Raw genomic sequence first — 24,165 nt, forward strand, 5'->3', positions numbered from 1 at the left:
TATGTAGGAAGATCGCTACGATGGCGTTTTGTTTGCAGCTGATGGCTGCAAGCCCTTTTGCACAAACCAAGGAATCCAATGATCCTGCACCTCAAAATTCAACTTCCGAAAATCCCGAAACAGAGAACGTCGAAGAAGAAGATTCGTTCAAGTGGTCTAACCTGTGGAAATGGCCCCTGGACTACATCATCCAGCCAGTACTGAACGTCCTCATCTACCCGATTGCGACCCCCATCGATTACGCGGTCAAGAACGGAGTCATCGAAAGGTCGGTGGATTTAATCACCTTCGGCGAACGCAAGAACATATTCATTTACCCTAGTTTCAACTTAAAACCGGGCGCAAGTACCGAACTGGGCGTTGTCTATCGACACCGTAGCGTATTCCTGGATCGAGATTATCTAGTGCTGCAAGGGGAATTTTTTGCCAACGGCGACTTGGCCTTCGATACACGATACACCAAGCAGTCTATCCTTGGGACTCCGCTTTTCGCCGGCGTTCGTTACAGTATCAACTGGAACCGAGACAGACATTTTATTGTTCCCGAAACAAAGGCTAGCTATCTACAGCCGGATTCCAGCTTTAGTATTACCTGGCGACTTGGCGCACCGCTTTCTGACAACCGCAACTGGAATGCTGAAATCTGGACAACCCAAAACTTCATCAAGGCCGATGTTCCCGATATCGAAGACTCCCTGTTATTTAGCAAGAAGTTTTCCATCGAAGACCGCGGACTATATCAAGACCATATGGAATTTCCCATTGGTGCATCCATCATCTACGACGACCTGGATTACCCATACGCCCCATCCCGAGGTTCCCGCGTCAGTTTTTCAGGTTCCTATAACATTGTCAGCAAGTACGACGGCGTAAGTGTCAAGGAACTGGGCGATGAAGCCAAGGACTATTATGACGAAGATATCATTAATGGTTCCAAAAGAAAGCACGATTACATCCGCACGGAGTTCTTGCTCCAGCGTTATTTCTTGCTAGGCAGCAGCCCCAACTATATTCTAAGCGCAACAGAAGCCCGACAGAACCGTAAGTTCTATACCGACTTTTCCTGGGATGAAGCCATTCGTGTATGGCGTCCCGAAAACATGATGCAAACCCTTTTTGAGAGAAGGGTTATCGCCTTACAGTATAGGCTAATTGATTTATGGGAAATGGAAAAAGGCGGCGCACCCTTTAACGCATTCCCCACATTGAATGCAAGAACTCCGCTGCGTGGATATGGGGATACATGGGCATCCCATCATATCATGTCCTTGAGCGCAGAATATCGCTGGCCGGTAGACCGCTTTGTTGATGGAGTCGTGTTCGACGAATACGCACTTATCGCCGATAAAATCGACAAGTGGAGTTTCGACCATTACTACAACTCATGGGGCTTTGGCATCCGAGTTCGTCAGCCCAACATGTTCCTGTGCCGTGTGCAGCTGGGATTCCACGGACTGCACGGCGTCAATATGATTATAACCATCGCACCGGAATTCCGATAATAACCGAAGCTGCAGCAAAAGGAACGGCAACAACTCGAGCCGAAACTAAAGAGGCATTTCTTCTTGCAAATTGAAGCCCGCCTGCGTCTGCCCCTGGAACTGCGATACAGCTCTGGGTGGAATCGGCCTGTGCAGCATCTCGTACGCGTTGTGGGTGGCCATGCGCCCTCTAGGAGTGCGGGAAAGCAGGCCCTTTCTAATGAGGTAGGGCTCATACACTTCTTCAATGGTATCGGGTTCTTCGCCAATAGCAGCCCCGATAGTTCCAAGGCCCACTGGACCTCCACCGAAATTGTCTATAAGCATCGTAAGAATTTTACGGTCCATGCCATCTAGGCCTTCGCCGTCGATTCCCAGCATATCCAAAGTTTTCTGGGCAGAATTCAAGTCGATAACTCCAGTTCCACGAACCTGAGCCACATCGCGGCAACGCCTTAACACGCGGTTGGCGATACGGGGTGTTCCGCGGCAACGACCACCTAGCAATCTGGCGGCATCTTCATCCAATTCAATATCCAAAATTCTTGCGCTACGCATCAAGATCAGCATGATATCTTCTTCATCATACAATTCCAGGCGATACTGAAGACCAAATCTATCACGCAAGGGGCCAGTCAGAAGGCCGCTGCGGGTGGTCGCGCCCACCAGGGTAAAATGCTTCAGGGGGAGGTTTACGCTGCGGGCCGCAGGGCCGGAATCCAGCATGATGTCCAACCTGAAATCTTCCATGGCGGGGTAGAGGTATTCTTCTACAACGCGGTTCAGACGATGGATTTCATCGATAAAGAGAATATCGTTTTCCTGCAGACTAGTCAAAAGACCTGCCAAGTCACTGGCTTTTTCAAGAACCGGTCCGCTGGTAATATGGATGTTCACGCCCATTTCCTTGGCGATAATCCCAGCCAAAGTCGTCTTACCAAGTCCCGGAGGACCAGAAAATAGACAATGGTCCAGGGCGTCTCCGCGATGCCTTGCCGCCTCAATGGCGATAGAAAGACTTTCCTTAATGGATTTCTGTCCGGTAAATTCCGCAAGTGATGGGGGACGGAGGGTGTTTTCGGCATCGCCTTCGTCACCAGAACGTCTTTCCGGAGAAATAATACGCTGATCTTCCATAGGATTACAAATACTTTAAAGCTTCGGGAATAAGTTGAGCGGCATCGGCGGAATCGCCCAGAACTTCGACGGCCTTCACAACGGCCTTTTCGGCAGCAGGATCCTTGACACCGAGAGTATGGAGCGCAAGAACGGCTTCAAGTTTAGCCCCGGTAAGGGCGCCCATGCTAGTAACTCCGCTACCTTCTACGTTGCCTAGGCCCTGAAGCATGGTGCCTGCCTTGTCTCTCAAGGTAAGGACCATCTGTTCGCAGGTCTTTTTGCCAAGCCCCTTGATTTTACTCAGGGCGGACTTGTTATCGCTGGCGATCATATTCAGGAGATCCGCCGGCGTGACTCCACTCAGTATGCGCTGGGCCATCTTAGGTCCAACGCCATTGACGTCCAACAACATCAGGAAGGTGTCCTTTTCCGTCTTGTCGGCAAAACCGAACAACGTCATGGAATCTTCACGAACGACCAAGTTTGTATAGATGGTCACTAGGGTGTTACCATCGCCAACTTCAGGCAATTTTCCAGCCGTGTGGGCCGAAACATTGATTCCATAGCCAATTCCATTTACATCCACCACAATAAAAGTGGGGGACTTTTCTATAAGACAACCTTTGACTTGTTCGATCATAGTTCCAAATGTGCAGTATAAAAAACTTACTGCACAAATATACACTCCCGTACGGGCTGTGTCAAGTCGTTTCGTACACAAAAGTGCAGGTCTTATACAAAAAAGAACCCCGCCAGCTTTTGCCAGCGGGTTCCTTTACATTCTAACTGGATAGAAGTCCGTTTATTAATTGGAGTCCTTTATGCAACGGACGGAGAAAAGTCTTGTGTCAGAATCCTCGTGGCTAACACGACTGAATGCATCCTGTTCAACAAGGGAGAGGCCCATAAACAGGGTTAAAGCACTCCAAGCTGCGCTAACCCGAGAAAAACTGAACGATCGCTTTATAACAAACCTTTTTTCTCTAAAATAGGAAATGTTAATATTACCGTCAGTAAAAAAATAAGCTTCCGTAGTATGTTTAGGACATGAGATTTATCAAAAAAAGCCGACCTTTATGGCCGGCATTCTCATTTTCATGGTTTGCTTTTTATTTTTTGCGGATTCCACTCAATACTAACATGAGCAACGCAGGAACATAGAAGAACCAAACCAAGTTATTGGCAACGGTAGCAACGACTTCCTGAGTACTATGGTCGTCTCCAGTTGCCAAGGAAAATCCCACGCAGACATCGCCCAAGTAGAAAAGTATCATGCCAAGCCTAATAAGAGAGGCATTCTTTTGGGGGAAGTAACCGTACCTGGACACGCGAAGACCTTCGAAAAGGGCGCAAGTCAAGAATGTTCCATAGACAATGATAGTGGGAACCAGACCGGTTTCAAACACTCCCAGAAGACGAAGGTCAAAGAGGACCAGCACAGAGGCGAAAGGAACCAGGATAATCCACGGAATGCTATTGTCAGTCTCGTTCTTACGGGTAAATCGATAAATGAGAATAGACTGGAACACAATAAAGAAACAGACACCCATGAGCATAAATTCCACGCTGAACTGAGCGAGTGATTTAGCGTTATGCAGAAGCTTAAAGCAGATATCGGCCAAAAAAGCCGCACCCATGGCGGTCAACAACAGACGATGGTCGCGCCTGCCTAGACAATCCTTACCAATAGCAATGGCCAAAATAGCGACAAGCACTGTCGTTGCGAACTTGGTATAGTGCTGCACATAGCTTGAATCTGCCAAGCATTGTTCAACAGCCCCGCACTGGTAAAAAACAAACCAGTCTCTAATAAAATAGAATACAAAAAGGACTGTAATAACGCCCAGAAGGACCTTGATACGCTTTGGAAGAATCATGGCGTAAATAATAAAAAAATATTTATTGCGAAAGTTGCTTTTAACGTGTAAACATTACTTTAATGCAAATTGTCTACCCGCCATTACTTCTTGTTTTTGGCACTCTTTTTAGAGCTAGTCTTCTTGGGCTTGGTATTTTTCACCTTAGCCTTGCGTTTTTTGCCAGTCGATTCAGAAATTTCACTAGACATTTCAACAGATTTGCCATTTTCCGACTGTTTTTCAAGAGCAGACGGTTCCTCAGAAGCTATTTTGGCATTCTTTTGAGCATTTACGACAGTCAGACTGTCTTCGAAAACCTGAAGACTCTCTTCAAAGGAAGAACCATCGCCAGAGTTGGCAGGACCAACTTCGTATTCATCGTCTTCATCATCGGCATTACGGATAATCGTACGACGTTCGTTTCTTCTATGACTAAATTCAAAGCCAACCGAGAGACGAATCGCAATGCGCCCCGAAGAAATTCTAAACTTTTGCTTCTTCCATTCGAAAGACTTAAGAATGGAGGTGTAATCGTAGCCCGCCTCCAGGGCGATACGGTAGGGGAATACACAGCCTGCACCGATGTATACCATAAAATCAGTAGGCATTTCCCACCAGGGATCGTCGAAATCCAACGGCATAACATAACCTAGACGGGTTACAACATAGGGGTCAAAAATACTTTCGTCGTAAATAGAGCCGAAAGTAAGGTTCAGCCAAAGGGGGAGGGTAGCCGGAGTGAAATCGATTCCATCGCGAGTCTGCTTGCTCTTATAGCCAAGACCTAGACCATAACGAATGGGGGCGTACTGGGCAGTGAACAAAAATTCCAGGTCGCCCTGATACATAAATTGCGTTTTCTGTTTTCTTTCAGACTTCACACCGTCATCGTTATTCTCGATCGTGACAGATGCGGGGGTCAAAAAACCGAAACCCGGGCGAATTTCCATGGCGAAACTGACGACGGAAATTGCAACGACTAGAAATGCAATCTTACTGCAATTGGCAAAAATACGTGACATAGCTTTCATTTCTCCTAACTTCCTTATCCAACCGCGGCCAAAGATAGCTTTTTTTACTTACAAAATTGCGCTGAAGAAAGAATTTTTTTCTACATTTCACGTCACTGGGATGATTTCTTAGGAGGTTCTTCATGAAATTGAAGAGCGATTTTGGTGCGTTTCGCATCGTAATGGCTTTTTTGTGTTTCGTTTGCTCTATGGCTTTTGCCTCGGGTACTGTACTTAACATTACCGAAACGGAATTAAGCTTTAATCACACAAACGACAATTACTTATCGACGTCCAGCGGAACCCGATTCTGCTTTAAAGCTCCCAAGGCAGGGAGTTACATCATTCAGTTCTCTACTGTTAGCGGAAGAGATGAACTTTACTACTACGGGTCCGATAGCTCTTTTAGTTCTTATTCTGCGTCTGCGCATAAGGTTCTGTACTATGGCTATACTGAAAATTTCGGTATAACAGCCACTTCAGCTGGAGAGAAATTCTATTTCAGGATAGAACCTTATACCTCTTCCTATTATTCTTATACCCGTACGGTAGTCGCCAAGGACGGGGCCAAAGTCACTTTTGAAAACCTCAAGGCCGACAATGCCAGTTCCGATTCTGTTTACCTGGCTGGAGACACCGTTTCAATCTACGCTCCTGGCGATAAAGACCACAAGTTCAGCAAGTGGAAAGTTTCTTCGGGTACTTGCACCATCGGCGACGCAACCAAGGCAACCACAACCCTCGCCGTTAATGGGAATTGCAAAGTGACCGCCGAATTCACAGATGCCGTCATGTACAAGATTACCACCACACCGGTAGAATATAGCCCTGCGGCCAACTATTATTCCGGATCGGCGACAAACGGGGTCCGTTTTTACCTCATAGCCCCCAAGAGTGGCGGCTATCGCGTTACCGTTTCTCCGAAAAACAACGATCGTTTCTATTTCTACCGCCATGTCACTTCCACATTCGCGACCACCGCCTGGTATGACTACAGCGGTTATGACATGAGCGATTCCATGTTGGTCAGTGCAGGCGACACCCTGTTTTATAGTGTCAGATCCTATAACACTCGCGACTCCAACAAGACATTCTCTATCAGTTATTCCACCATCAAGACAAATACAATTTCCTTGACCAGCGCATCGGCTAATTGTTCTACCGCTGTGGCCCTGGACACAGCCTTGCCTGGTCAAATTGTTTCTTATACGGGTTACAGCAAGGTGGGTTACCGCCCCAACGGCTGGAAAGTGCTGACTGGCGATAAAAAACTTTACGACAGTACCGCTTACACCATTAGCGACACCATCAATACCGATACAAAATACCAGCTGCAGTGTATTGCCGGTAAATATTACGACATTACCTCCCAGAAAAAGGGCTATACCTTCATAAACGATTTCTATGACCGTTCTCCGGAGTATGGTATACGATTCCGTTATACAGCTCTATCTGCCGGAATCTATGCCATCAGAGCCACCTCCAAGAGTTATTCACACTACTTCTACGATTACGGCAATGATTCCACCGCAACTAGTTACAAAAGGCGTAACTCATTCTCCTACTCATCTCCCGTTACCCAGTACATAAAGGTCAATGCAGGAGACAAGTTCTTTTATACCCTTACGTCTAACTACTCTAGCTATTTCAGCGATTCCGTTTACATTGTAGCCAAGAAGGCAGCCCTCATACAATCTCCCAACAAGTCTTATCCAGACACAGTTGCATTGGGCGACACCTTAACTGTTACAGCAAACACCGCTCAGGACACTCGATTTGGCGGATGGTATGTGGAATACGGTTCCGGTAAGTTCCTGGATTCCACTTCCATGACAACCAAGTTCATTCCCTCATCGGATTCCATCAAGATCAATTTCCATGTAGATTCCGCTAAGGTCTATACAATCTCCAGCAAGGAATCAACCTTCGACTATTTCAAGTACGGCAGCAAATCCTATAAATACGGAGTGCGTACCGTATTCGTAGCCCCGGATACTGGAACTTACGCCCTGGTGACGAATACAAATCAGACAACCTACGTCTACGAATACTCTTATAATACATTCGGATCTAGCTACAAAGACTATAATTACGCATATTCCGGAACATCAAAAATTATGTTCAACATGAGTAATGTGGGTGATAGTCTATATTTCCTTATCGCACCCTATTCCACCACAGTAAATGACAGTTTCAAGGTAAAGGTTCTCAAGACGGTCAAGGTGCGTGGCGATACCGCAGGATACGGTTATGTCTACGTGGGAACCAATTCAAGGAACTACGACTCTACCTATGTGAGCGGGGATTCCATCCTGCTTAGGGCCTACAGTAGGAATACATCCAAGTTCTCTCACTGGGAACATGTTTCTGGATCCTGCACGATTTCTGATTCCACCTTGTCAACGACTTACGCCCGCCTGAAGGGGGATTGCAATGTCCGTGCCGTATTTGTTGATGGTATCATCTACAACATTACCCAGACTCCCACTGCCTACACTGTTGACAAGCACTACTATATCGACAATTATAACAGTGAAGTTCGATTCCGCTTTGTGGCTCCCAAGACCGGCATCTACATTATTGCGGCAACAAGAGAAGTCAGCTCCAGCTACTACGAAAACACCCTATATCTGTATCGATATAGTTCCAGTTCGTTCTCTTCCTATACCGCCAGTAGGAACAAGGCCAACGTAGTCGTGGATTCCATATCGGTTAATGCAGGGGATACTGTCTATTACAAATTCCAGAACTACAGTTCATCTTACGCAAGGAATTTACCGTTCTGGATTAGCTATTCCTCCGCAGATAAAGGCTCTATCACCGTTCTTTCCGACATTCGCGGCCATGTGACTCCCGATACCGGATATGCCTCTGCCTGGCTTAATGTGGCTTACCCCATTTCGGCATCGGCCGACAGCGGATACAGATTCAACAAGTGGCGAGTGCTTTCGGGCAACGCCAACATTGCCGATACCCTGGCCAAAAATACCGTAGTTTCTACAAAGGATTCTGCAAAGGTAAAAGCAACCTATAAGAAGGGAACCATCGAAACCTTGACCACCAAGGAACAGAAGTTCTCCTTCATGCACAATTACTTTAGTGATTACACAGGATCGTCTATTTACTTTAAGTGGACTGCACCCGATACGTCCTGGCGTATGATCAGTTTTGTGTTTAGCGAATCGATTAGCGGCACGTTGTACTTCTATGGTAACGACTCCACGTTCTCCAACTCCGTTAGCTATTCCACGATCACTTCCAATTTCCAGAAGGGTTTCCAGCCCGGCAAAAAGGGCGAAACGCAGTACTGGAAGTTCGTATCCAGCACCACCAATAACTTTAGCAATGCGGAGTTCTCGGCCTTGGTGGCAACACCCTATGTGCTTACTGTAAACTCTCCGTCTAAGGGTTACACAAATCCCGCCGGTGACGTGGCTCTGGCTCCAGGAATGGATACCCTGATTTACGCCATTCCCTATGGCGGTTATACCTTTGATTCCTGGGTAACCAGAAAGGGGTCTGTTACCATTGACAATAAAAATAGTTCTAGGACTAGAATGAAGCCTACTACGGCTCAATGTATCGTAGAGGCTACATATTCGTTAGACTTTACAGTTCAGCCCAAGTTGACCATCAATAGTCTGGATCTGAACAACCACCCGGGCGTGTGCGCAACCGTATCTGTGGTAGACGAAAATTCCGGTCGCGCTATTCCAGGTCTGGATTCAACGGACTTTGTCCTCCATCAAGACAAAAAATCCGTTCCCATTCAGATCTCCTCTGTAGAAAAAATCGGTGGCGTTTCCGTGGTTCTTGTGGTAGACGAAAGTGGATCCATGGGTTCTACAAAAATGACTAGCGCCAAAAATTCCATCCGTCAATTCATTAACGAGATGGGACCTTACGACAGGACGGCTATCGTCGGTTTTGAAAATACTATTCGTGTACACCAGGCCATGACTTCCGACAGGGATGCCCTCCTTAATGCCGTTAATAATTTGAGCGCTCGAGGCGGAACCTACATCAACGATGGCATTTCCAAAGGCCTTGATCAGCTGGTGGGCGAAACTAATGCCACCGCAGTGATTGTTTTCTCTGATGGTTATGACGCTAGTGATGACGAGAGAAAGACTAGTTCTGTTGTTGCTCAGGCCAATGGCATGAATACAACAATCTATTCCATCGCCGTGGAATGTGATTCTGAAGAACCCCTAAAGACTCTTGCCGAAAGTACTGGAGGTTCCTTTACCATGGCCCCCTCTGCCGACCAATTGGCAGACATCTATGCAAGCATCCGCAGTGCCGTGCAGGCTCGATATGTGCTTTGCTACAACAGCCCCGACGCCGTTCTGGATGGAGATACCCACCAGGTGGTCATCAAGGGCACCTTCCTGAACAAGGTTAGCCGCGATACCGCCTACTGGGACGAAAGCTTCTTGCCCCCAGTCGTGACCTTGACCGATTCTACCAAGCGTCTGATTGGTTATCAACAATCTGAAGGAGTGGCAATCACCATTAAGGTTATTGTAAAATCCAAGAAGAATATTGGTTCTGTTTACATCTATACCAAGACATCGGACCTAAAGAATACACCTATGGTGTCTCACGCCATGACCCAGGTTAAGGATAGTCTATGGAGCTATACCATACCTGCAAGCAGTGTGGTCGCTCCGGGTATAGATTTCTATGTGGTGGCCACCGATGTCGACGGACTTGTGGGCAAGAGTCCCTCTGTTCCGAATCCGGCTAAGGAACCTTATACCATTCCCGTAAAGAACAACGTACCTAAAATTACATCTCTTGTCGAAGCCTGTATCGATACGACCAACGGTAAGGGAATCTTTGATTTCCAGGTTTCCGATACCGATGGTATTAATCAGGTTATCCTGTATTACAAGAATGATATTGGCGTCGTGTTCGAAACCCAAAACTTCATGCAGGATAGAGGCGATAAGAACCTCTGGTTTGCCGAAATTCCTACATCCTACTTTGTGGACAGCGAAGTAGAATTCTATGTCCGAGCCCTAGACAATAAAGGAGTTTCTGCACGCTGGAATAAGTTCAAGAATGCATCCGTTCCCGCCTGTAAGGACGGAAAGACCATCAGAGAAGTCAAGGATTCTATCGCCCTGGTAAACGTCTCTAACAAGAACGAGGCCATTGCCCGCGAAACAGAAGTCATCTCGGCGACCCTCACCACAGAAGACTTCTCCCGCGGAGTGGATACCGTGCTGGTGAACCTTTCTTGCCTTGTTTCCGGCGACATGGAAGAAAACCTGAAAATGGTGGAGACTTCTTCGGGCAAGTACAAGCTGCTTAACGACATGAAGAAGGATGAACGCAACGCCAAGCGCAACGACGGACGTCTTTCCTGTACCGCAGCCGACACCATCGTGGTTTCCTACAAGGATCCCATGTTCGGAACCACCGTGGCCGACTCCGCCGCAATCAGTTCCATGGAAGGTATTGAATACCGCTTTATGGATAGTAAGTGCTACGAAGACCTGGATTCTGTACTCACTTCTTCTACAGCACCGTTCTGCCTGGTCATCAATATGGAAAGCCCCACCTTGGACAAGGCAGACACTCTTGACGTAATCCTGTTTACCAACACCGACGACACCTTGAAGGTAAAGGCTGTTGAAACAGGCAAGTACACTTCTGAATTCAAGGTAAAGAATGCATACTTTACTTATGTAAGCGAAAAGAAGGCCCAGAAGGATACTGTACTGGATGCCGTCCTGAATTTTGACGGGGAATCCAACCGCATCAAGATCCAGGCTGAAGTAAAGTCCGACAAGTCCAACCTGAAGACTCGCGACTACCTGATCGTGAACTCCGATTACGTCGGCGCTGAATTGGCAGAACTGTACGACAGCGACCTGGACGGACAAGCCGACTCTATCCGCATTCACTATAAGAAGGCTATTACCGCCAAGATTGAAAGTATCGATACCCTCTACTGGAATAAGGCCGGCGACGAATGGCGTAGCGTCAAAAAATCTGAAATTGTCCTGGAAAGCGACAACAAGTGGATTCACGTCAAGCTAGAAAAGCCTTTCGAATACGGAAAGACCGCAATAGACACTTCTGCCAAGCCCTACCTGCAGCTGACCAAGAGCAAGGGCGATATCATGCAGAAGATGTTTATCGAGGATCATATCGGCGCCGTACCTGTTGAAGCGGTAAAGCATCCTGGCGAAATGACTATTTCTGAATATCTGGATGCATCCGACAAGCTTCCGCCCGATACTCTAGTCATTACCCTTTCTGAACCCATCAAGAACGTTGGCGACAGCGCCGCCTGGAAGAAGCTGTTCCGTTACAGCAAGAGCTGCAGCGATACAGCAACCCATTCCATTAACGCCGAGGCTCCCACCATCGATTCCACCGGAACCGTCTGGACCTTCGTTCTCAAGGATTACAACATTTCTGTGGACAACTGCATCAGGACCAACCCCGCAGCAAACTACGTAGACCGTTCCAAGAACCCCATGGGCCGCGGCGGAATCGACGTGACGGGTAAGGATGGCAGTGTCTACCTGTATGAAGTGGCCGGCAACCCCGCCATCAGCGGTTTGGGCAAGAAGGCCAAGTGGATCCCCGAAAAGGGCAACCAGTGGGAAGTTCAGCCCGACACCATTTCTAGCGTCAGGTTCCAGACCATAGCCCCCTTCCACGCCTTCATCACCATTTACGACGGGCTCTCTCACATTGTCACCTCCTTCCAGAAGGACTTTGGCCATAAGGGCGAAATGGAACAGGAAATCCGAGGTAACGACAAGAACCACTACAAGGTGGGATTCCTGAAGTGGAACCAGAGATCCAGCGATGGCCGCAAGGTGGGTACAGGCGTGTATATCTGGCGAATCGACTTCAAGTTCGAAGACGGACATACCGAATACAGAATCCTGCAGACCGGCGTAAAACGGTAAGCATTCCCGAAAGTTCGACCTAGAATACTCCTCAAAAAAAGGAACCCCGCCACACATCACTGTGAATTGGCGGGATTCTTTATTGCGTTTTATATGTGCGATTTAATTGTTTAACGGTCTAACATTAGAAACCGATACTTAACTCAGCCATATAGACACGTTCTTCATCTTGACCGGTGTAATATCCAAGTTCTTCAGCCCAGGTGGCAATTTCCAAGGTAAAGAAACGAAGTGCTTCTACAGCAATACCGGCAGTAGGGTAGCCACCCTTGAAGCCACCAGAAACTCGCAAGGCCAAGGCACGGAAGGCGTTGTTATAGCCGGGCCAGGCCAAGATATTCTGTTCCACTTCCAGACCGAAATTCACATGGGAAAGGGGCTTATAGTTGTTCCCCTTGCCAAAGGCGTCGGCATAGTCGCAGGCGAAATTGAATTTACGGCCATAGGCGGTATTCTTGTTAAAGAAACGGGGGCTATAGTTAAAACCGGCAGAAAGGTTCGGAGTGATCTTATCGCCAGCAAGATCCTTGAAGTAGACATCTCTAAGAGACATACCCAGACGAACTTCGCGAGTCAACTGATACAGCACACCCAGATCCATACCCATAGAAATGGAACTGAAATCCAGAATATGGTCGGTAGCGTCGTGGTAACGATCTTCAAGAGTATCCTGCAGGGTTGCATAGTTCATGATATCCAAGGTCATCATTTCGACCTTGTGACGCTTTGCAGCCTTTACACCGACACCCACAGACAGGTTGTCGGTAAAACCGTATGCCACTCCCGCCTGAGCCACACCATCCACGTAGAACGTATCCACAGCCAGGTAGGGGATAATCAGACCGCCATCCAAATGGGGAGAAATATTACCGTCAACCCAAATGGCACCACCAAAACCATGGAACGCCATTTCAGCATCCATCTTGATTTTCATGGTCAGCGACTTATGGTCATAATTGTTGATCTTGTGGATCAGTTCCGGATGAGCCGCCAGGGAGTCCATGAGAACCTTCGAAGAAGATAAGCCCAAAAGTTTCGCCGTATTATTGGCGTCGTTGTAGATCTTCTGAAGATCCTTGGCTACGTTATAGGTGGAGAAGTAAGTTTCGAAAGGGCCTGCTCCGCCAAGATTCAAACGCATGTCGCCTATGTTACGGGGGTAGTACCCCTGCTCCGGACGCAACTTGTAGTTTCCCAGTCTGTTAATCTGAGAAAGGCCTGCGTAGTTAAAATAAATAGCTTCCTTATCATCTACAACAGCCACATGGGCATTACCCATAGCTTCAGCACGCAGAGAATGGTGTGTAGGCGCCTTGGCAGCAAAGGACAATGCCGCAAGCGAAGTCGCCAGCATCAAAAAGGACTTACAATAATTCATTAAAAATTCTCCCACTCATTAACCCAAATTCTAAACTGTTCCTCGGTATAGTTCACCCAGCATCCGCCCACGCTATCCTGGCGTGCCTTCAAATTGTAGATCCTTCCAGAATAATCCTGAGCCACTCTCTTCTTGAGGGCCTTGAATTCTTCGGGGGGCAAGCCCATGGGGTTGAACTTAATCTTCTTGGCAAACTTCAACAAATAATTCTGGCCATTGCTTTCACGCTTTGCATAAGAGGGATAGATATATTCCCATTCACCGCAATTCTCTTCGGTGCAGAGTTTGCCGTCACGGTCAATATCCACATTCATGTACTTTTCGTTGGGGCCGAAAGAGGAATAGACCACACGGTCCTTGGTCTGTGTTTTGCCGGCAGCAATATTCTTTGTCTGCGTTGCCAGGTCAAGGGAAAATTCAGCATTTACGTCACGCAAATCTTCATCAACTTCACCGTCGCCATCGTTGTCCATGCCGTCCATAATTTCTTCATCATAACAGCCATCACCATCGTCATCCATGATAGTGCTCTTGCCAGTAACTGCAATAATGCTGTTGACAGACATATCGATTGCATCTGCATCTTCAGATGGTTCGGTAATGTCGGCAAGGACGCCGCACATGGTGGATGCCACCTGAGTCTGGGAATTATCGGTCAGCCATTCGTCAAAGACGGGGATTGCCTGACCAGCCACAGAGGACATGGTTTCAGGATTACTTTCGCATGTGCTGAAGACTTCGTGCAGAGCGGCAGTAGACTCGCCATCCTTGTTTCTTTTCAAGGTATTGAGGACAGCACCCACATCGCAGCTGTACTTTCCGGTATTAGGATCCACCATACCGCAACCGACAACCAGTTTGGTCGCATCGCGGAGCACGAACAATGTCTGCAACATGTTCAAAAGCATATAGCTTTCAGAAATGGTCCTGTAGGTAATCTTGCCATCCAATCGACCTGTGGTGTCGCGGGCGATAAACTCCTTCAACAGCGTAACCACCGTATCGATACCGGCTTCGTACTTGTCGACCACGGACTGTTCCATATCCAGCAAGGCCAGTCGTTCAGCTCCGCCGCTAATATTCACGTACTTCAAAAGTTCGAAGGTATTCAAGTCCTGCATGTTCAACTTGGCCTTGGCCAATCCATACCAAGCCTCGGAGTGAGTTGAATCTGCAGCGATTGCCTGATTGAAATAATCGGCAGCCAGAGTGTACTCGTTGTTTCTGAACTTGATGTAACCTTCGTAAGTCATGGCATCGGCATCACCAGACTTGATGTTCGCATCTTCAGTAGGGTTGAACAAGTTGCAACCCGCCACACCCAAAGCGGTTGCCAGTGCTGCTGCAAGCACGAATTTCTTAGTTTTGAATGAAATCATCTTTGTTTTCCAATTTTGCTACAAAGATAACATTATTCTTACAATAAATATACTTCATTAGTTTTTTACACTTCGTTTTTTGTATTTTTTTCTTTTATGGACGTCAGAAAATCAAGCGCAAACTGAGGGGATTAAAAAAATTATATTTGGACCATGGATTCTTACCGTGAATATCTCCCGACCAAGGCATTCCGTATTGCCGAAATGCGCCTGGCAACCCTGCTCAGGGCCGAAAATGACCGTCTTGACGCCCTGGCCCAAAGCCTTGGACGCGAGTGCGCCATCGGGCCAGATAACCTGGCTCAGGAACTGCCCAACATCATCAAGTTCACGGACGAGTACCACGACCTTTATATGAAGTACCTGGATGCGGTTCTGCCTCAACAGCCGCGCCCCATCCAGTGCAGGCCCGCCTGTGGCAATTGCTGCCACCATTACCCCATGTCGGTGGAGCCCTTCGAGCTGGTGTTTCTGTATGCCAACCTGCGAAAGCGCGACGACCTGCTGAACATCCTGGAAGCCTGCCAGCTCAGGTCTTCGATGTTCGAGGATTTCTACGAAAAGCGCAAGGCCGAAGACCAGGCGACCCTTCCCATGAATGCAGACCCAGCCAAGGTAACGGAACTGGACGAGTTTGACGACCGCGCCGAAGACCTGGCCCTTCATGATTATTTTTCGGCCTGGAAGCCTTGCCCCTTCTCGAATCCGGTGGGGGACTGCATGGCCTACAAGATCCGCCCTGTTTCTTGCCGCATGTACTTTAGCGAAACAGACCCGCAATTCTGTACGCCGGAACATTTGCAGAAACCCGAAAACGACAGCTATATCGTCTACCTGCCCGACAGCATCGAAGATGCGGTGTACCGCGTTTCGGAGCATTACGCCCTGCTGGACCTGCCCGAAAGCTATTTTGGCGGTCTGTTGGCTGTAAACAAGTACGAAGGTGTCATGAGCAATACCGACGGAGGCGAAGTCGTCGGATGAGTTTTTCGGATTTTGTACACGAAATCCAGATGGACCTTTTTGGTGCGCCTCCTAAACCAAAGGAGAGCGATAAGCCCAAGGTTCCCAATTCCGTTTCACAGAACGGATTGGTGGGTTTTAAGTACAGTAACTTCATGAAGAAGAGCATCCGCTGTAGGGGCGGAGTACTGTTTGGCCACCCCGAGGTGATTTTCCCGGCCTACATGAAGTCTGATGAATTTGCGCAGGCCCGCGAACTGGCAGCAGAATGGGCTGAACACGCCACCAAGCGCAAGACACAGAAGAACAAGGAAGTGACCAAGGAACTGGTGACCCGTTTCTGGACGCTGGTAGACCAGATTCTTGCCGACAAGGGGGAGGCACCCCTGGCAACCCGCCACAAGCTTCCGCCCATGAAACCCAAGGGCAAATATCACGACCTGACAAATATTTTGTCTGCAATCAACAATACCTATTTCGAAAACAAGCTGACATGCCGCATTACCTGGAGCAATAGGGTAGGGGGTCTCAGTTTTCATTCGGTACGCAAGGACCCTGTAACCGGCGAAGACTTCAACCTGATCAGCATCAGCAAAGGCTACGATGCAGCCAACTGCCCGGAATACGCCGTGGCCGGTGTGGTGTACCACGAATGCCTTCATATTGCAATTCCGCCCGAAGTAAAGAACGGCCGCCGCATTGTACACGGCCGCGCCTTCCGCAAGCAGGAACGCCTATACCTGTACTACGCCGAATGGATCAAGTGGCATAAGGAAGTGCTTCCTAAAAACATCCGCGACATGCGCCGTCATAAGGAATTATAAGGAACTATAAAAAAAGACCAGCAGAAGCTGGTCTTTTTTGACGCTATAAGAAATATTACCTTGTCGGATACCACTGAGTTATATTATCGAAATCAGGTACTGTAAATCCGCCATTTACACCAGAACATTGATTAGAACTTCCAATTTCATAAATGCTGAAATAACCTTCTTTACCCAAAGCATCCGAATAGGTTAAATCAATACTTTTAACCATCTTCAAAGCATTGTTCATATCAGGAAATGTTTCTGTTGGAGAAAAATGAATGTCACCAATTACATTTTCATAGGAAGACATAAAATCATTCCAGGTAAAGACTAATGTTTTAAGAGAATCATTTCTTGTCTTAGGCAGTAACGCAACAGGCCTTTCATAAGAATAAGGTTCGCCTCCACTGTTATCAATAATATCTATCTTAAGGTATGCAGTATCGGTACTTGTATAGGTGATACAAATTCCGTCCCACGAGGAAATGTCTTTCCCTACAGAAAAGGCAACTTCGTTATAAGGAAAGTAATCGACTTCGCTGTCTTGTTTATATTCAGCCTCAAATCCATACCGCCCGACTACGGCTTTGTACTCGGAAACAACTGCATCTAGAGTTCCAGACTCTTCATTGTTTTTACTAGTTTTGATTTCAAAATCTACTGGCCACGTAAATACGGGGTCCTGAGAGTATAATCCAACAACTCCTTCGTTGTGTGCTTCGCTACCGTTCCAATAGAAACACTTTTCTGTATTTTTATTATTGCAACGTGTCTCTATATTGTTATCGAAGTTGCAGAACTCTGTAAGAGGGGAGAAAGTCTTGTTGTTGCACAAATTGTAAATTTTTCCATCTTCGCCGCAGAATTCAGACTGGTCGTTATATTCTTCACCGCCACATTTTTCACGAGGTTCGCCCTTTGAATCACAAAATTGTTCATCCGGGTTATAGGTTTTCGTTTCGCTACAAGCATATACCTTGGGGCCGACAATATTATCCACTTTTTTTAGCGTAGTAATCTCGTAAACCTGGTAATTATATGATTCTTGTGTAAATGAAAAATGACTTACAACGATGCTTTTACCAAAGGGCTTTTTTCCGTCACCAAAGGCAATTTTCGTTGTTGTATAGTTTTCTGTCGCATCAAGGCCATCAGACCATGTATATTTCCCCATGTTATCATAAGTTGCGACTAAAGTAAGAGACGTGCTTGCCTTATAGGTGATACATAGTCCACCCCAATCAGAGATGTCGTGGAGTTCTCCATCAGAAGATATATTTGCTTCCATATTTCCTATGAAATTCGAACCAGATATTTCTCCGACCGAGCATTCAACTCCATCATCATCTTGCCAGCATCCCCAATTCAAGTTTTGTTTTTCGCCCCAACTTGAGTTGTACAACACATTTCCTTCACAAGTTGATTGTACTTCAATCTTCATGGTGTCGCAGGTGATTGTATCCTTGATACCATTGTAGTATTCAATATAGGCTACAGGAGTATAACTGCGTCCTTGTTCATTCAGTTCCAGAGTTGCCATGTTGTTTTCTGTTTCATCGCCAACGGCATCCTTCCAGGTTACTGTAACCAGAGAATCAGGCAACTTTCCAGACATTCCGTTGAGGGTTATAGATTGAACATTACCATAAGCGATTTCGCTTGCGGCGGTTTCGTAGACGCAACTTTGATAGCGATAGAGAGCCGTTCCTGTAGGGCATTCAATATTTTGATAAACCCCGTCATCAAGAGTGATTCTTAAATTACGACCATAATACTGCGTACCTTCATCCTCAACAATGAGGGAATCCGTGACTGTTCTTGACGTGGTGTCTCTTTGGAACCATACAAATGTCGGGTTCAGGGTATTAACTACTTCATTGTACAAGAACGAGTATGTAAAGTTCCATCTGAGAGTATCACCCATCAAGACATGTTCTTTTTCGATGTTACAGCTCTTAATAATGTTATCCGTAAAATATGGATCATCGGAATTTTTCATTGCCGAGTATTCGCCAATTTCAAGAAGTTCAAATGCACCCTCCAGAGCACCATCAGTACTATTCAGGGTAAAGGATGTCTTGATTTTTTCAGCATTAACAGATCCATCCTTATTATCCACAATGGATTTGCCTTCATTATCAAGGAAGCTTCCAAACTCGAAGCACCTTATATGGAACTTGGTGGGATCAGAGGGAAGTACCGCAGAATATTCACCATTTTCGTTTTCAATGGTCAATCGGGCTGTTATGGGATTCTCTATAGCAACCTTGTTCCAATTATTTTTCCAATTATAGTTTACACAGATTCCTTGCCAGTCTGTAATGTCCTGACTGGTCTTATCTCCCTTAAGATAGAAGAACATCTCAGGATTGTTATTAGTATAAACGGTGGTGTAAATATATCCTTGTTTATTGACACATTCTTTAGCAGTTAAATTGTCTTCTCCGAATCCAAACTTGCCGTTGGATTCCCATTCGCTGGTGATGGTGTCGCCGTCAAACCACATGAAGATATCATCTTTTGTATTAGCATTCCAGCCAAATTTGAAGTAGCCATTTGTAGTATTTCTTACAAATTCCGGAGGCGTGGGAAGGGTTATAGAAGAAGAACATTCATTTAAGCTACCAAAGGTAATCAGGTTAAAGTAGGCGTTCTGGCGCTCGGTCGTCTTGATTACAAAATCGACTTGAGTCAAAGAGCCAACCAGTAACAAGATCTGCTCCAAATCGGTGTTACCCAAGGTATACGTAAACTTGCTGTACTGATCAGTAGACGTAGTTTTAGGCATGTCAATATCGACATATTTATCATCGAGTCCATGCAGTCGCAGATAAGCCCTTGCGGTACTGACATAATCAACACAAACACCTTCCAAATTGATAATGTCAATAGACTTTTCCATTTTGACAGAAACCAGAACAGAATCCTTTGTATTCGGATAGATTTCGCCGCAAATACCACCACAGGATTGAATGATATCGTCTAGTTTTTCGTTGGCGTCATAACCCACATAATCCTCAGGAACCATCCACATGTCATTGTAGTTTCCAGCCAGTTTCCATTTCCAAGTGTATTTGTCATAGAAGAATGAGCTTCCATTTTGTGCGTTCCATACAAAGCGAGGAGCACTGGATTCATCTGCGCTGGACTTCGGTTCAACACTAGCGCTGGATGCAGGCTTCACGGAATTACTGGACTTAGGCGCAACACTTGCACTAGAGGCGGGTTTTACAGATCCACTGGACTTCGGCTTAACGATTTCGCTGGAATCGACATCGGCAGATTCGCTGGAGTTTTCCTGAACGTCATCACTTGATTTCAGGTAAGAGGAACCATCGCTATAGAATCCCAGGGCAACAATGTTGAAACTGAATTTTTCGTCAGAGTCTCCTGCAAAGGAAACCATGATGGCATTGGCTTCGCCCATAAACTTGTTGAAATCGGATTCACCGAAGATATATTCCAGGGAACTGAACGGAACCAGTGTTCCGCGGACCAAAGTATCGTTGGCGAAGTTCTTAAATTCACAGCAGTATTCAGATATAACGGAACCGTTATCATCCAAGTGTAGCAGGCAGATATTTGTGGAGGCGTAGGTGCTGCCAAGAGCAAGAGCGATTCCACTGTAACTGGATTCGTCGCTCAGGTCCACTGATTCAAAACGGAATGCGACACCTGCTTCGGCATAGCCATCTGCATTGTACAAGGAACCTGCAAGGCCCCCACTTCTAGAGACAATTGAACTGATGTCGTCTAGAGAGTTTGTGGCGAAGTTGTTGCCCGATTCATCTTTAGCGTGGAAAATAATGCTGCTTTTATCGTTAGCAATTATAAAAGGGCTGAATCCAGATGAGGTTGTTTCAGAAATGTAATCGTCAGCATAACCCTGCCAAACAAGATAGGCCGATTCAAAATCGTAGGTGGGAATCTCCGTATTACCTTCGGGAGTTATGACTCCGTATGTTCCCTTGTGTTCTTCCTTGAATTCTTCGGCGTAGTCAGTACAGGCAGTGGTGTTCAGCAAAAAGCCCAAAGAAAAAAGGGCAGACAGGCGAGTTGCAAATTTCATGTTATTCTTCATTTTTCAGCCCCTTAGAACAAGAATGTTACACCAACGGCAACAAGGCCTGCGGCGGCGATTCCGATACCGACGGTTCGCATGGTTTGAGCAGATTCAATCTTATCTAACTGATCATTATACTCTTCGTGGCTACTGATGCTCTTTTCACGTTCAGTCTTAGCCTTGTTGTTGAAGACGGCAGCCATAACGCCACCGCCAACAGCGACGGCGCCAGAAATGGCCAGGGGTACCCAGTGGACCTTGAAGCTGGACTTTTTCTGTTCGTTCTTTGCGTCCTTGGCGGCTTCGGCAGCCTGAGCCTGTTTCTGTTCTTCGATGCGGACCTTTTCTTCGGCGGCCTGCTTTTCAAGATTCTTGTCAGAGGAATCCTTGGCAGGTTCGGCGACGGCAGTGGTGGAGTCGGGGAGAGGCTTGACCACGGGAGCAGGAAGGATAGAATCACCTACGGTTGCAGTCGAAACAATTTCACCCTTGGCAACGGCAGCGGTGGCGTTAGAATCCTGGGAACCCCAGCTCCAGCGGCCCATCAAATCCTTTTCTTGATAGGCAGCGGTAAATTCCACACGTCCCCTAAAATTTTGCATGGAACCGTCGGTTCCCAAGGGGAGTTCTACCTTGCGACGGGGCATGTTTACAAACAGGTGGCTGAACTTACGACCCATGGGGAGGGCTTCTACGCTAAACAGCTTGGCTCCGCTCAAATAGTAAGCGCCAGAAACCGGACGTTTCAAATCAAGATAGAAGTCCAACAGGTCCGGTTCCAACACAATGCGCACATTGGCAGAACTGTTACTCAGGGAATCGTTAATTTTCAAGACAGATTCAATAAAGAGGGGTGCGAACTCGCCACCGCCCTTACGCATGACGATGTCACCACATTTTTCAAGCCAGCGTTCCATAATGTTCTGCTGGGACTTCATACGGTCGGCATCAAAGTACAGGTTGAAGTTATAGGTGGCGTCAAAGGCACCGTCAAAACTTAGGGGTTCAAGGTCTACGGAACCATTCAACTTTAACAACTGTTCCTTGGAAACCAGGATTCCGCCCAAGGCCGTAGCGCAGGTTTTGATCTGTTCGGTACGTTCTGCCAGGGAATTGCCCATCTTCATGGCACCCAGCCGCAGTTCACCGGTAAGTTCCATGTACTTGGTTTCGAATTCGGGGAGTTCAACGGCATAGAAGTGACTACAGGCGTCGTCCAGCACATCGTTGATAGAAATCATGGAGCACTGGTCGTTCATCTTGGCGATCTTGTTGGCTTCTTCCCACAAGGCGTCCAGTTCCGGGTTGCCCTGGCCCAGTCCCTGTTTCAAGGATTCCAAGTCTTTCTGAATGGCCTGAAACTCCGAGGCGTCTTTCACAAAGATGGAGGCGGTGGGGTCGGACCATACAAATTGAGTAAGTGCGACAAGCAAAAGCGCGATTTTAGGCAAAAATCTCATAACTTCCCTTTAAAAATTTTCACAGCAAAAAAATAAGAATTTCTTAAGATTTTGGAATTGCTTGGAAATCGTTTGGGCTGTCTTATAGGGGGAGTCCTGAAAAACTGATATTTTTATTACATTTGGAATAAATTTTGGGATATTCATAGCATGTTTTTGAATTTTGACAAGATGAAGTATTTGGCCGTCGGGGCTGCCCTATGTGCCATTTGTGGATGTAAAGATGAAAATCCTGGGGGAACAAAGGCTTTGGGTACCCAGGTGACCGCCAATCAGGTTCAGTCTGACGAAAATAAGGCTGCCGCAAAGAAAGCGGCCGAAGAAAAGTCCATTATCAAGGGCAAGGTCCGTAAGGTTATTGGCGAATGTGACCTACTAAAGAAAAACGCGGACTGGAGCCAGTTACGCATGGGTCAGAGGGTGGTGGAAAACGACCGAATCAGAACCGCCCTGGAATCCGAGGCGCTGGTGGGTGTGAACGATGGTTCTACCTTGCTGATTTCGGAACTTTCCGACGTGACTATTTCTGCCGAGATGCTGGATTCCATGTCCAGACGCATTTCTGTGTATGTGAAGCAGGGTAATGTTTACTTTGACGTGCAGAAGCAAGGGGAATCCCAGATGGACTTCCGCACGGGAATTGCCGTTGCTGCTATCCGTGGAACCGCTGGCTTTGTGGGAAACGTAAACGGCAACATGGTGGCCTCTTTAAAGGAAGGCCGTCTCGAAGTGAAGTCGGATAAGGAAACGACCTCTATCGAAAAGAACCAGACCGTGGTGCTGGATAGCGTGGGTAAATCCAAGAAGCTGAAGCTGAAGTCCTCGGGTACCAAGGCCTTGGCTGCTGCCATCGATTCTCTGTCAAAGACGTCCGACGGTTCTATTGAAAAGTTGACCGAGGCTCTTGAAAAGTTCGATAATATTTATGCCGTACGTCAGGCTACTTTTGCCAAGAAACTGGAATCCAGGCAAATCCGCTTCGAGGTTCTGCCTCTTGCTGAAACTACGGAACAGGATAGTGTTATTCTGGTGGCTAGCGCAACGCCTGGCCTGGTGGTTAGCGTCATGGGCGAGGTGGATACGGTTCCTGCAACGGGTCTGTACCAGCATACTTTTAAATGGGAAGAAGGAACCTATGGCATCAAGCGCTTTATTGCCGGCTGTAGGGAAGGTGACCTGGAAATCCCCTGCGGATTGTGGAGTACTGCCTATGTGAAGCCCGCTCCTGCTGTACAGCCCGGCGACACTGCTCAAGCTGCCGTTGAGACCTCTGCCGCTGAACCCGCAAAACCTGCCGCCAAGGACTTGAGCAAGCTTGCAGTTTCTATTGCCGGCAAGGTGGATGAACGGATCCACTACTATCAGGGTACTTACCGCAACAAGATGCGTTTCAGCCTGAAGAATATTTCTGAAGATGACCTGGGCGAACTGGCCAGCATCGAAGTGACCAAGGGCGGAAACAGGGTGGCCCTCTTCGAAGGTAGCGATTTGAGTTCGCTGAACTACAGCGCCGACGTGGAAGTGGAACAGAACCATATCGCCGAATACGAAGTGGTGGCAAAGCTTAAGAACGGCAAGACCAAGCGGGCCAAGAAAACTTATACCGTATTCTGCGGCAACCATTCCCGCAACGGAAACGCACTGGATCCCGACATGACCGAGGCTCAGGAATTCGAAGAGGCCAAGGCTGACCTCGTAAGAGATTAATC

13 protein-coding genes are annotated in these 24,165 nt (G+C 47.1%); 5 read left to right on the forward strand and 8 right to left on the reverse strand.

Annotation, left to right across the window (positions count from 1 at the left end; translation table 11 throughout):
- Nucleotides 1-20: 20 nt before the first annotated feature.
- On the forward strand, nt 21-1,502 hold the full coding sequence (locus BUB73_RS08125; protein ID WP_073284948.1) for a BamA/TamA family outer membrane protein: 1,482 nt from the start codon (nt 21-23) through the stop codon (nt 1,500-1,502).
- 45 nt (nt 1,503-1,547) lie between these two features.
- Here the strand turns inward: BUB73_RS08125 and ruvB are convergent, their stop codons facing one another.
- The 4 genes from ruvB to BUB73_RS08145 all read right to left on the reverse strand — a co-directional run bounded on the left by ruvB (nt 1,548) and on the right by BUB73_RS08145 (nt 5,490).
- Nucleotides 1,548-2,618, reverse strand: coding sequence for a Holliday junction branch migration DNA helicase RuvB (gene ruvB, locus BUB73_RS08130; RefSeq protein WP_073284951.1), 1,071 nt, complete (start codon nt 2,616-2,618; stop codon nt 1,548-1,550).
- Between the two features lie 4 nt (nt 2,619-2,622).
- Entirely contained in the window at nt 2,623-3,240 is a 618-nt protein-coding gene (gene ruvA / locus BUB73_RS08135; protein ID WP_073161062.1) for a Holliday junction branch migration protein RuvA, read from the reverse strand.
- A 469-nt stretch (nt 3,241-3,709) separates the two neighbouring features.
- Entirely contained in the window at nt 3,710-4,477 is a 768-nt protein-coding gene (locus tag BUB73_RS08140; RefSeq protein ID WP_073284953.1) for a lysoplasmalogenase family protein, read from the reverse strand.
- A gap of 83 nt (nt 4,478-4,560) precedes the next feature.
- On the reverse strand, nt 4,561-5,490 hold the full coding sequence (locus BUB73_RS08145; RefSeq protein ID WP_175552199.1) for a hypothetical protein: 930 nt from the start codon (nt 5,488-5,490) through the stop codon (nt 4,561-4,563).
- Between the two features lie 122 nt (nt 5,491-5,612).
- On the opposite strand from BUB73_RS08145, the gene BUB73_RS08155 reads away from it, so the two are divergent.
- The gene (locus tag BUB73_RS08155; protein WP_073284960.1) at nt 5,613-12,404 is read left to right on the forward strand and encodes a VWA domain-containing protein; all 6,792 of its coding nucleotides are present in this window, start codon (nt 5,613-5,615) and stop codon (nt 12,402-12,404) included.
- 124 nt (nt 12,405-12,528) lie between these two features.
- On the opposite strand, the gene BUB73_RS08160 is transcribed toward BUB73_RS08155, so the two are convergent.
- On the reverse strand, nt 12,529-13,782 hold the full coding sequence (locus BUB73_RS08160; RefSeq protein ID WP_073284962.1) for a hypothetical protein: 1,254 nt from the start codon (nt 13,780-13,782) through the stop codon (nt 12,529-12,531).
- On the reverse strand, nt 13,782-15,161 hold the full coding sequence (locus BUB73_RS08165; protein WP_073284964.1) for a tetratricopeptide repeat protein: 1,380 nt from the start codon (nt 15,159-15,161) through the stop codon (nt 13,782-13,784). The genes BUB73_RS08160 and BUB73_RS08165 overlap by 1 nt, the downstream gene beginning before the upstream one ends.
- Nucleotides 15,162-15,314: 153 nt before the next feature.
- Between BUB73_RS08165 and BUB73_RS08170 the strand changes: the two genes are divergently transcribed.
- Both BUB73_RS08170 and BUB73_RS08175 read left to right on the forward strand, forming a co-directional pair.
- The gene (locus tag BUB73_RS08170) at nt 15,315-16,145 is read left to right on the forward strand and encodes a YkgJ family cysteine cluster protein (protein WP_073284966.1); all 831 of its coding nucleotides are present in this window, start codon (nt 15,315-15,317) and stop codon (nt 16,143-16,145) included.
- The gene (locus BUB73_RS08175; RefSeq protein ID WP_073161073.1) at nt 16,142-16,948 is read left to right on the forward strand and encodes a hypothetical protein; all 807 of its coding nucleotides are present in this window, start codon (nt 16,142-16,144) and stop codon (nt 16,946-16,948) included. The genes BUB73_RS08170 and BUB73_RS08175 overlap by 4 nt, the downstream gene beginning before the upstream one ends.
- A gap of 55 nt (nt 16,949-17,003) precedes the next feature.
- Here the strand turns inward: BUB73_RS08175 and BUB73_RS08180 are convergent, their stop codons facing one another.
- Nucleotides 17,004-21,002, reverse strand: coding sequence for a hypothetical protein (locus tag BUB73_RS08180; protein ID WP_175552200.1), 3,999 nt, complete (start codon nt 21,000-21,002; stop codon nt 17,004-17,006).
- Nucleotides 21,003-21,025: 23 nt separating this feature from the next.
- A complete protein-coding gene (locus BUB73_RS08185) occupies nt 21,026-22,456 on the reverse strand; it encodes a hypothetical protein (protein ID WP_073284972.1) in 1,431 nt (476 codons plus the stop codon).
- Between the two features lie 150 nt (nt 22,457-22,606).
- On the opposite strand from BUB73_RS08185, the gene BUB73_RS08190 reads away from it, so the two are divergent.
- Entirely contained in the window at nt 22,607-24,163 is a 1,557-nt protein-coding gene (locus BUB73_RS08190; RefSeq protein ID WP_073161080.1) for a FecR domain-containing protein, read from the forward strand.
- The last annotated feature ends 2 nt before the right edge of the window (nt 24,164-24,165 follow it).

Source organism: Fibrobacter sp. UWH6 (assembly GCF_900142465.1).
Classification (GTDB): Bacteria; Fibrobacterota; Fibrobacteria; order Fibrobacterales; family Fibrobacteraceae; genus Fibrobacter.

What these genes read in the sequence shown, in the direction of transcription:
- BUB73_RS08160 (WP_073284962.1), bottom strand. Translation starts at nt 13,782, where the DNA reads ATGAATTATTGTAAGTCCTTTTTGATGCTGGCGACTTCGCTTGCGGCA.
- BUB73_RS08125 (WP_073284948.1), top strand. Translation starts at nt 21, where the DNA reads ATGGCGTTTTGTTTGCAGCTGATGGCTGCAAGCCCTTTTGCACAAACC.
- BUB73_RS08145 (WP_175552199.1), bottom strand. Translation starts at nt 5,490, where the DNA reads ATGAAAGCTATGTCACGTATTTTTGCCAATTGCAGTAAGATTGCATTT.
- BUB73_RS08180 (WP_175552200.1), bottom strand. Translation starts at nt 21,002, where the DNA reads ATGAAATTTGCAACTCGCCTGTCTGCCCTTTTTTCTTTGGGCTTTTTG.
- BUB73_RS08190 (WP_073161080.1), top strand. Translation starts at nt 22,607, where the DNA reads ATGTTTTTGAATTTTGACAAGATGAAGTATTTGGCCGTCGGGGCTGCC.
- ruvA (WP_073161062.1), bottom strand. Translation starts at nt 3,240, where the DNA reads ATGATCGAACAAGTCAAAGGTTGTCTTATAGAAAAGTCCCCCACTTTT.
- BUB73_RS08140 (WP_073284953.1), bottom strand. Translation starts at nt 4,477, where the DNA reads ATGATTCTTCCAAAGCGTATCAAGGTCCTTCTGGGCGTTATTACAGTC.
- BUB73_RS08155 (WP_073284960.1), top strand. Translation starts at nt 5,613, where the DNA reads ATGAAATTGAAGAGCGATTTTGGTGCGTTTCGCATCGTAATGGCTTTT.
- BUB73_RS08175 (WP_073161073.1), top strand. Translation starts at nt 16,142, where the DNA reads ATGAGTTTTTCGGATTTTGTACACGAAATCCAGATGGACCTTTTTGGT.
- BUB73_RS08185 (WP_073284972.1), bottom strand. Translation starts at nt 22,456, where the DNA reads ATGAGATTTTTGCCTAAAATCGCGCTTTTGCTTGTCGCACTTACTCAA.
- ruvB (WP_073284951.1), bottom strand. Translation starts at nt 2,618, where the DNA reads ATGGAAGATCAGCGTATTATTTCTCCGGAAAGACGTTCTGGTGACGAA.
- BUB73_RS08170 (WP_073284966.1), top strand. Translation starts at nt 15,315, where the DNA reads ATGGATTCTTACCGTGAATATCTCCCGACCAAGGCATTCCGTATTGCC.
- BUB73_RS08165 (WP_073284964.1), bottom strand. Translation starts at nt 15,161, where the DNA reads ATGATTTCATTCAAAACTAAGAAATTCGTGCTTGCAGCAGCACTGGCA.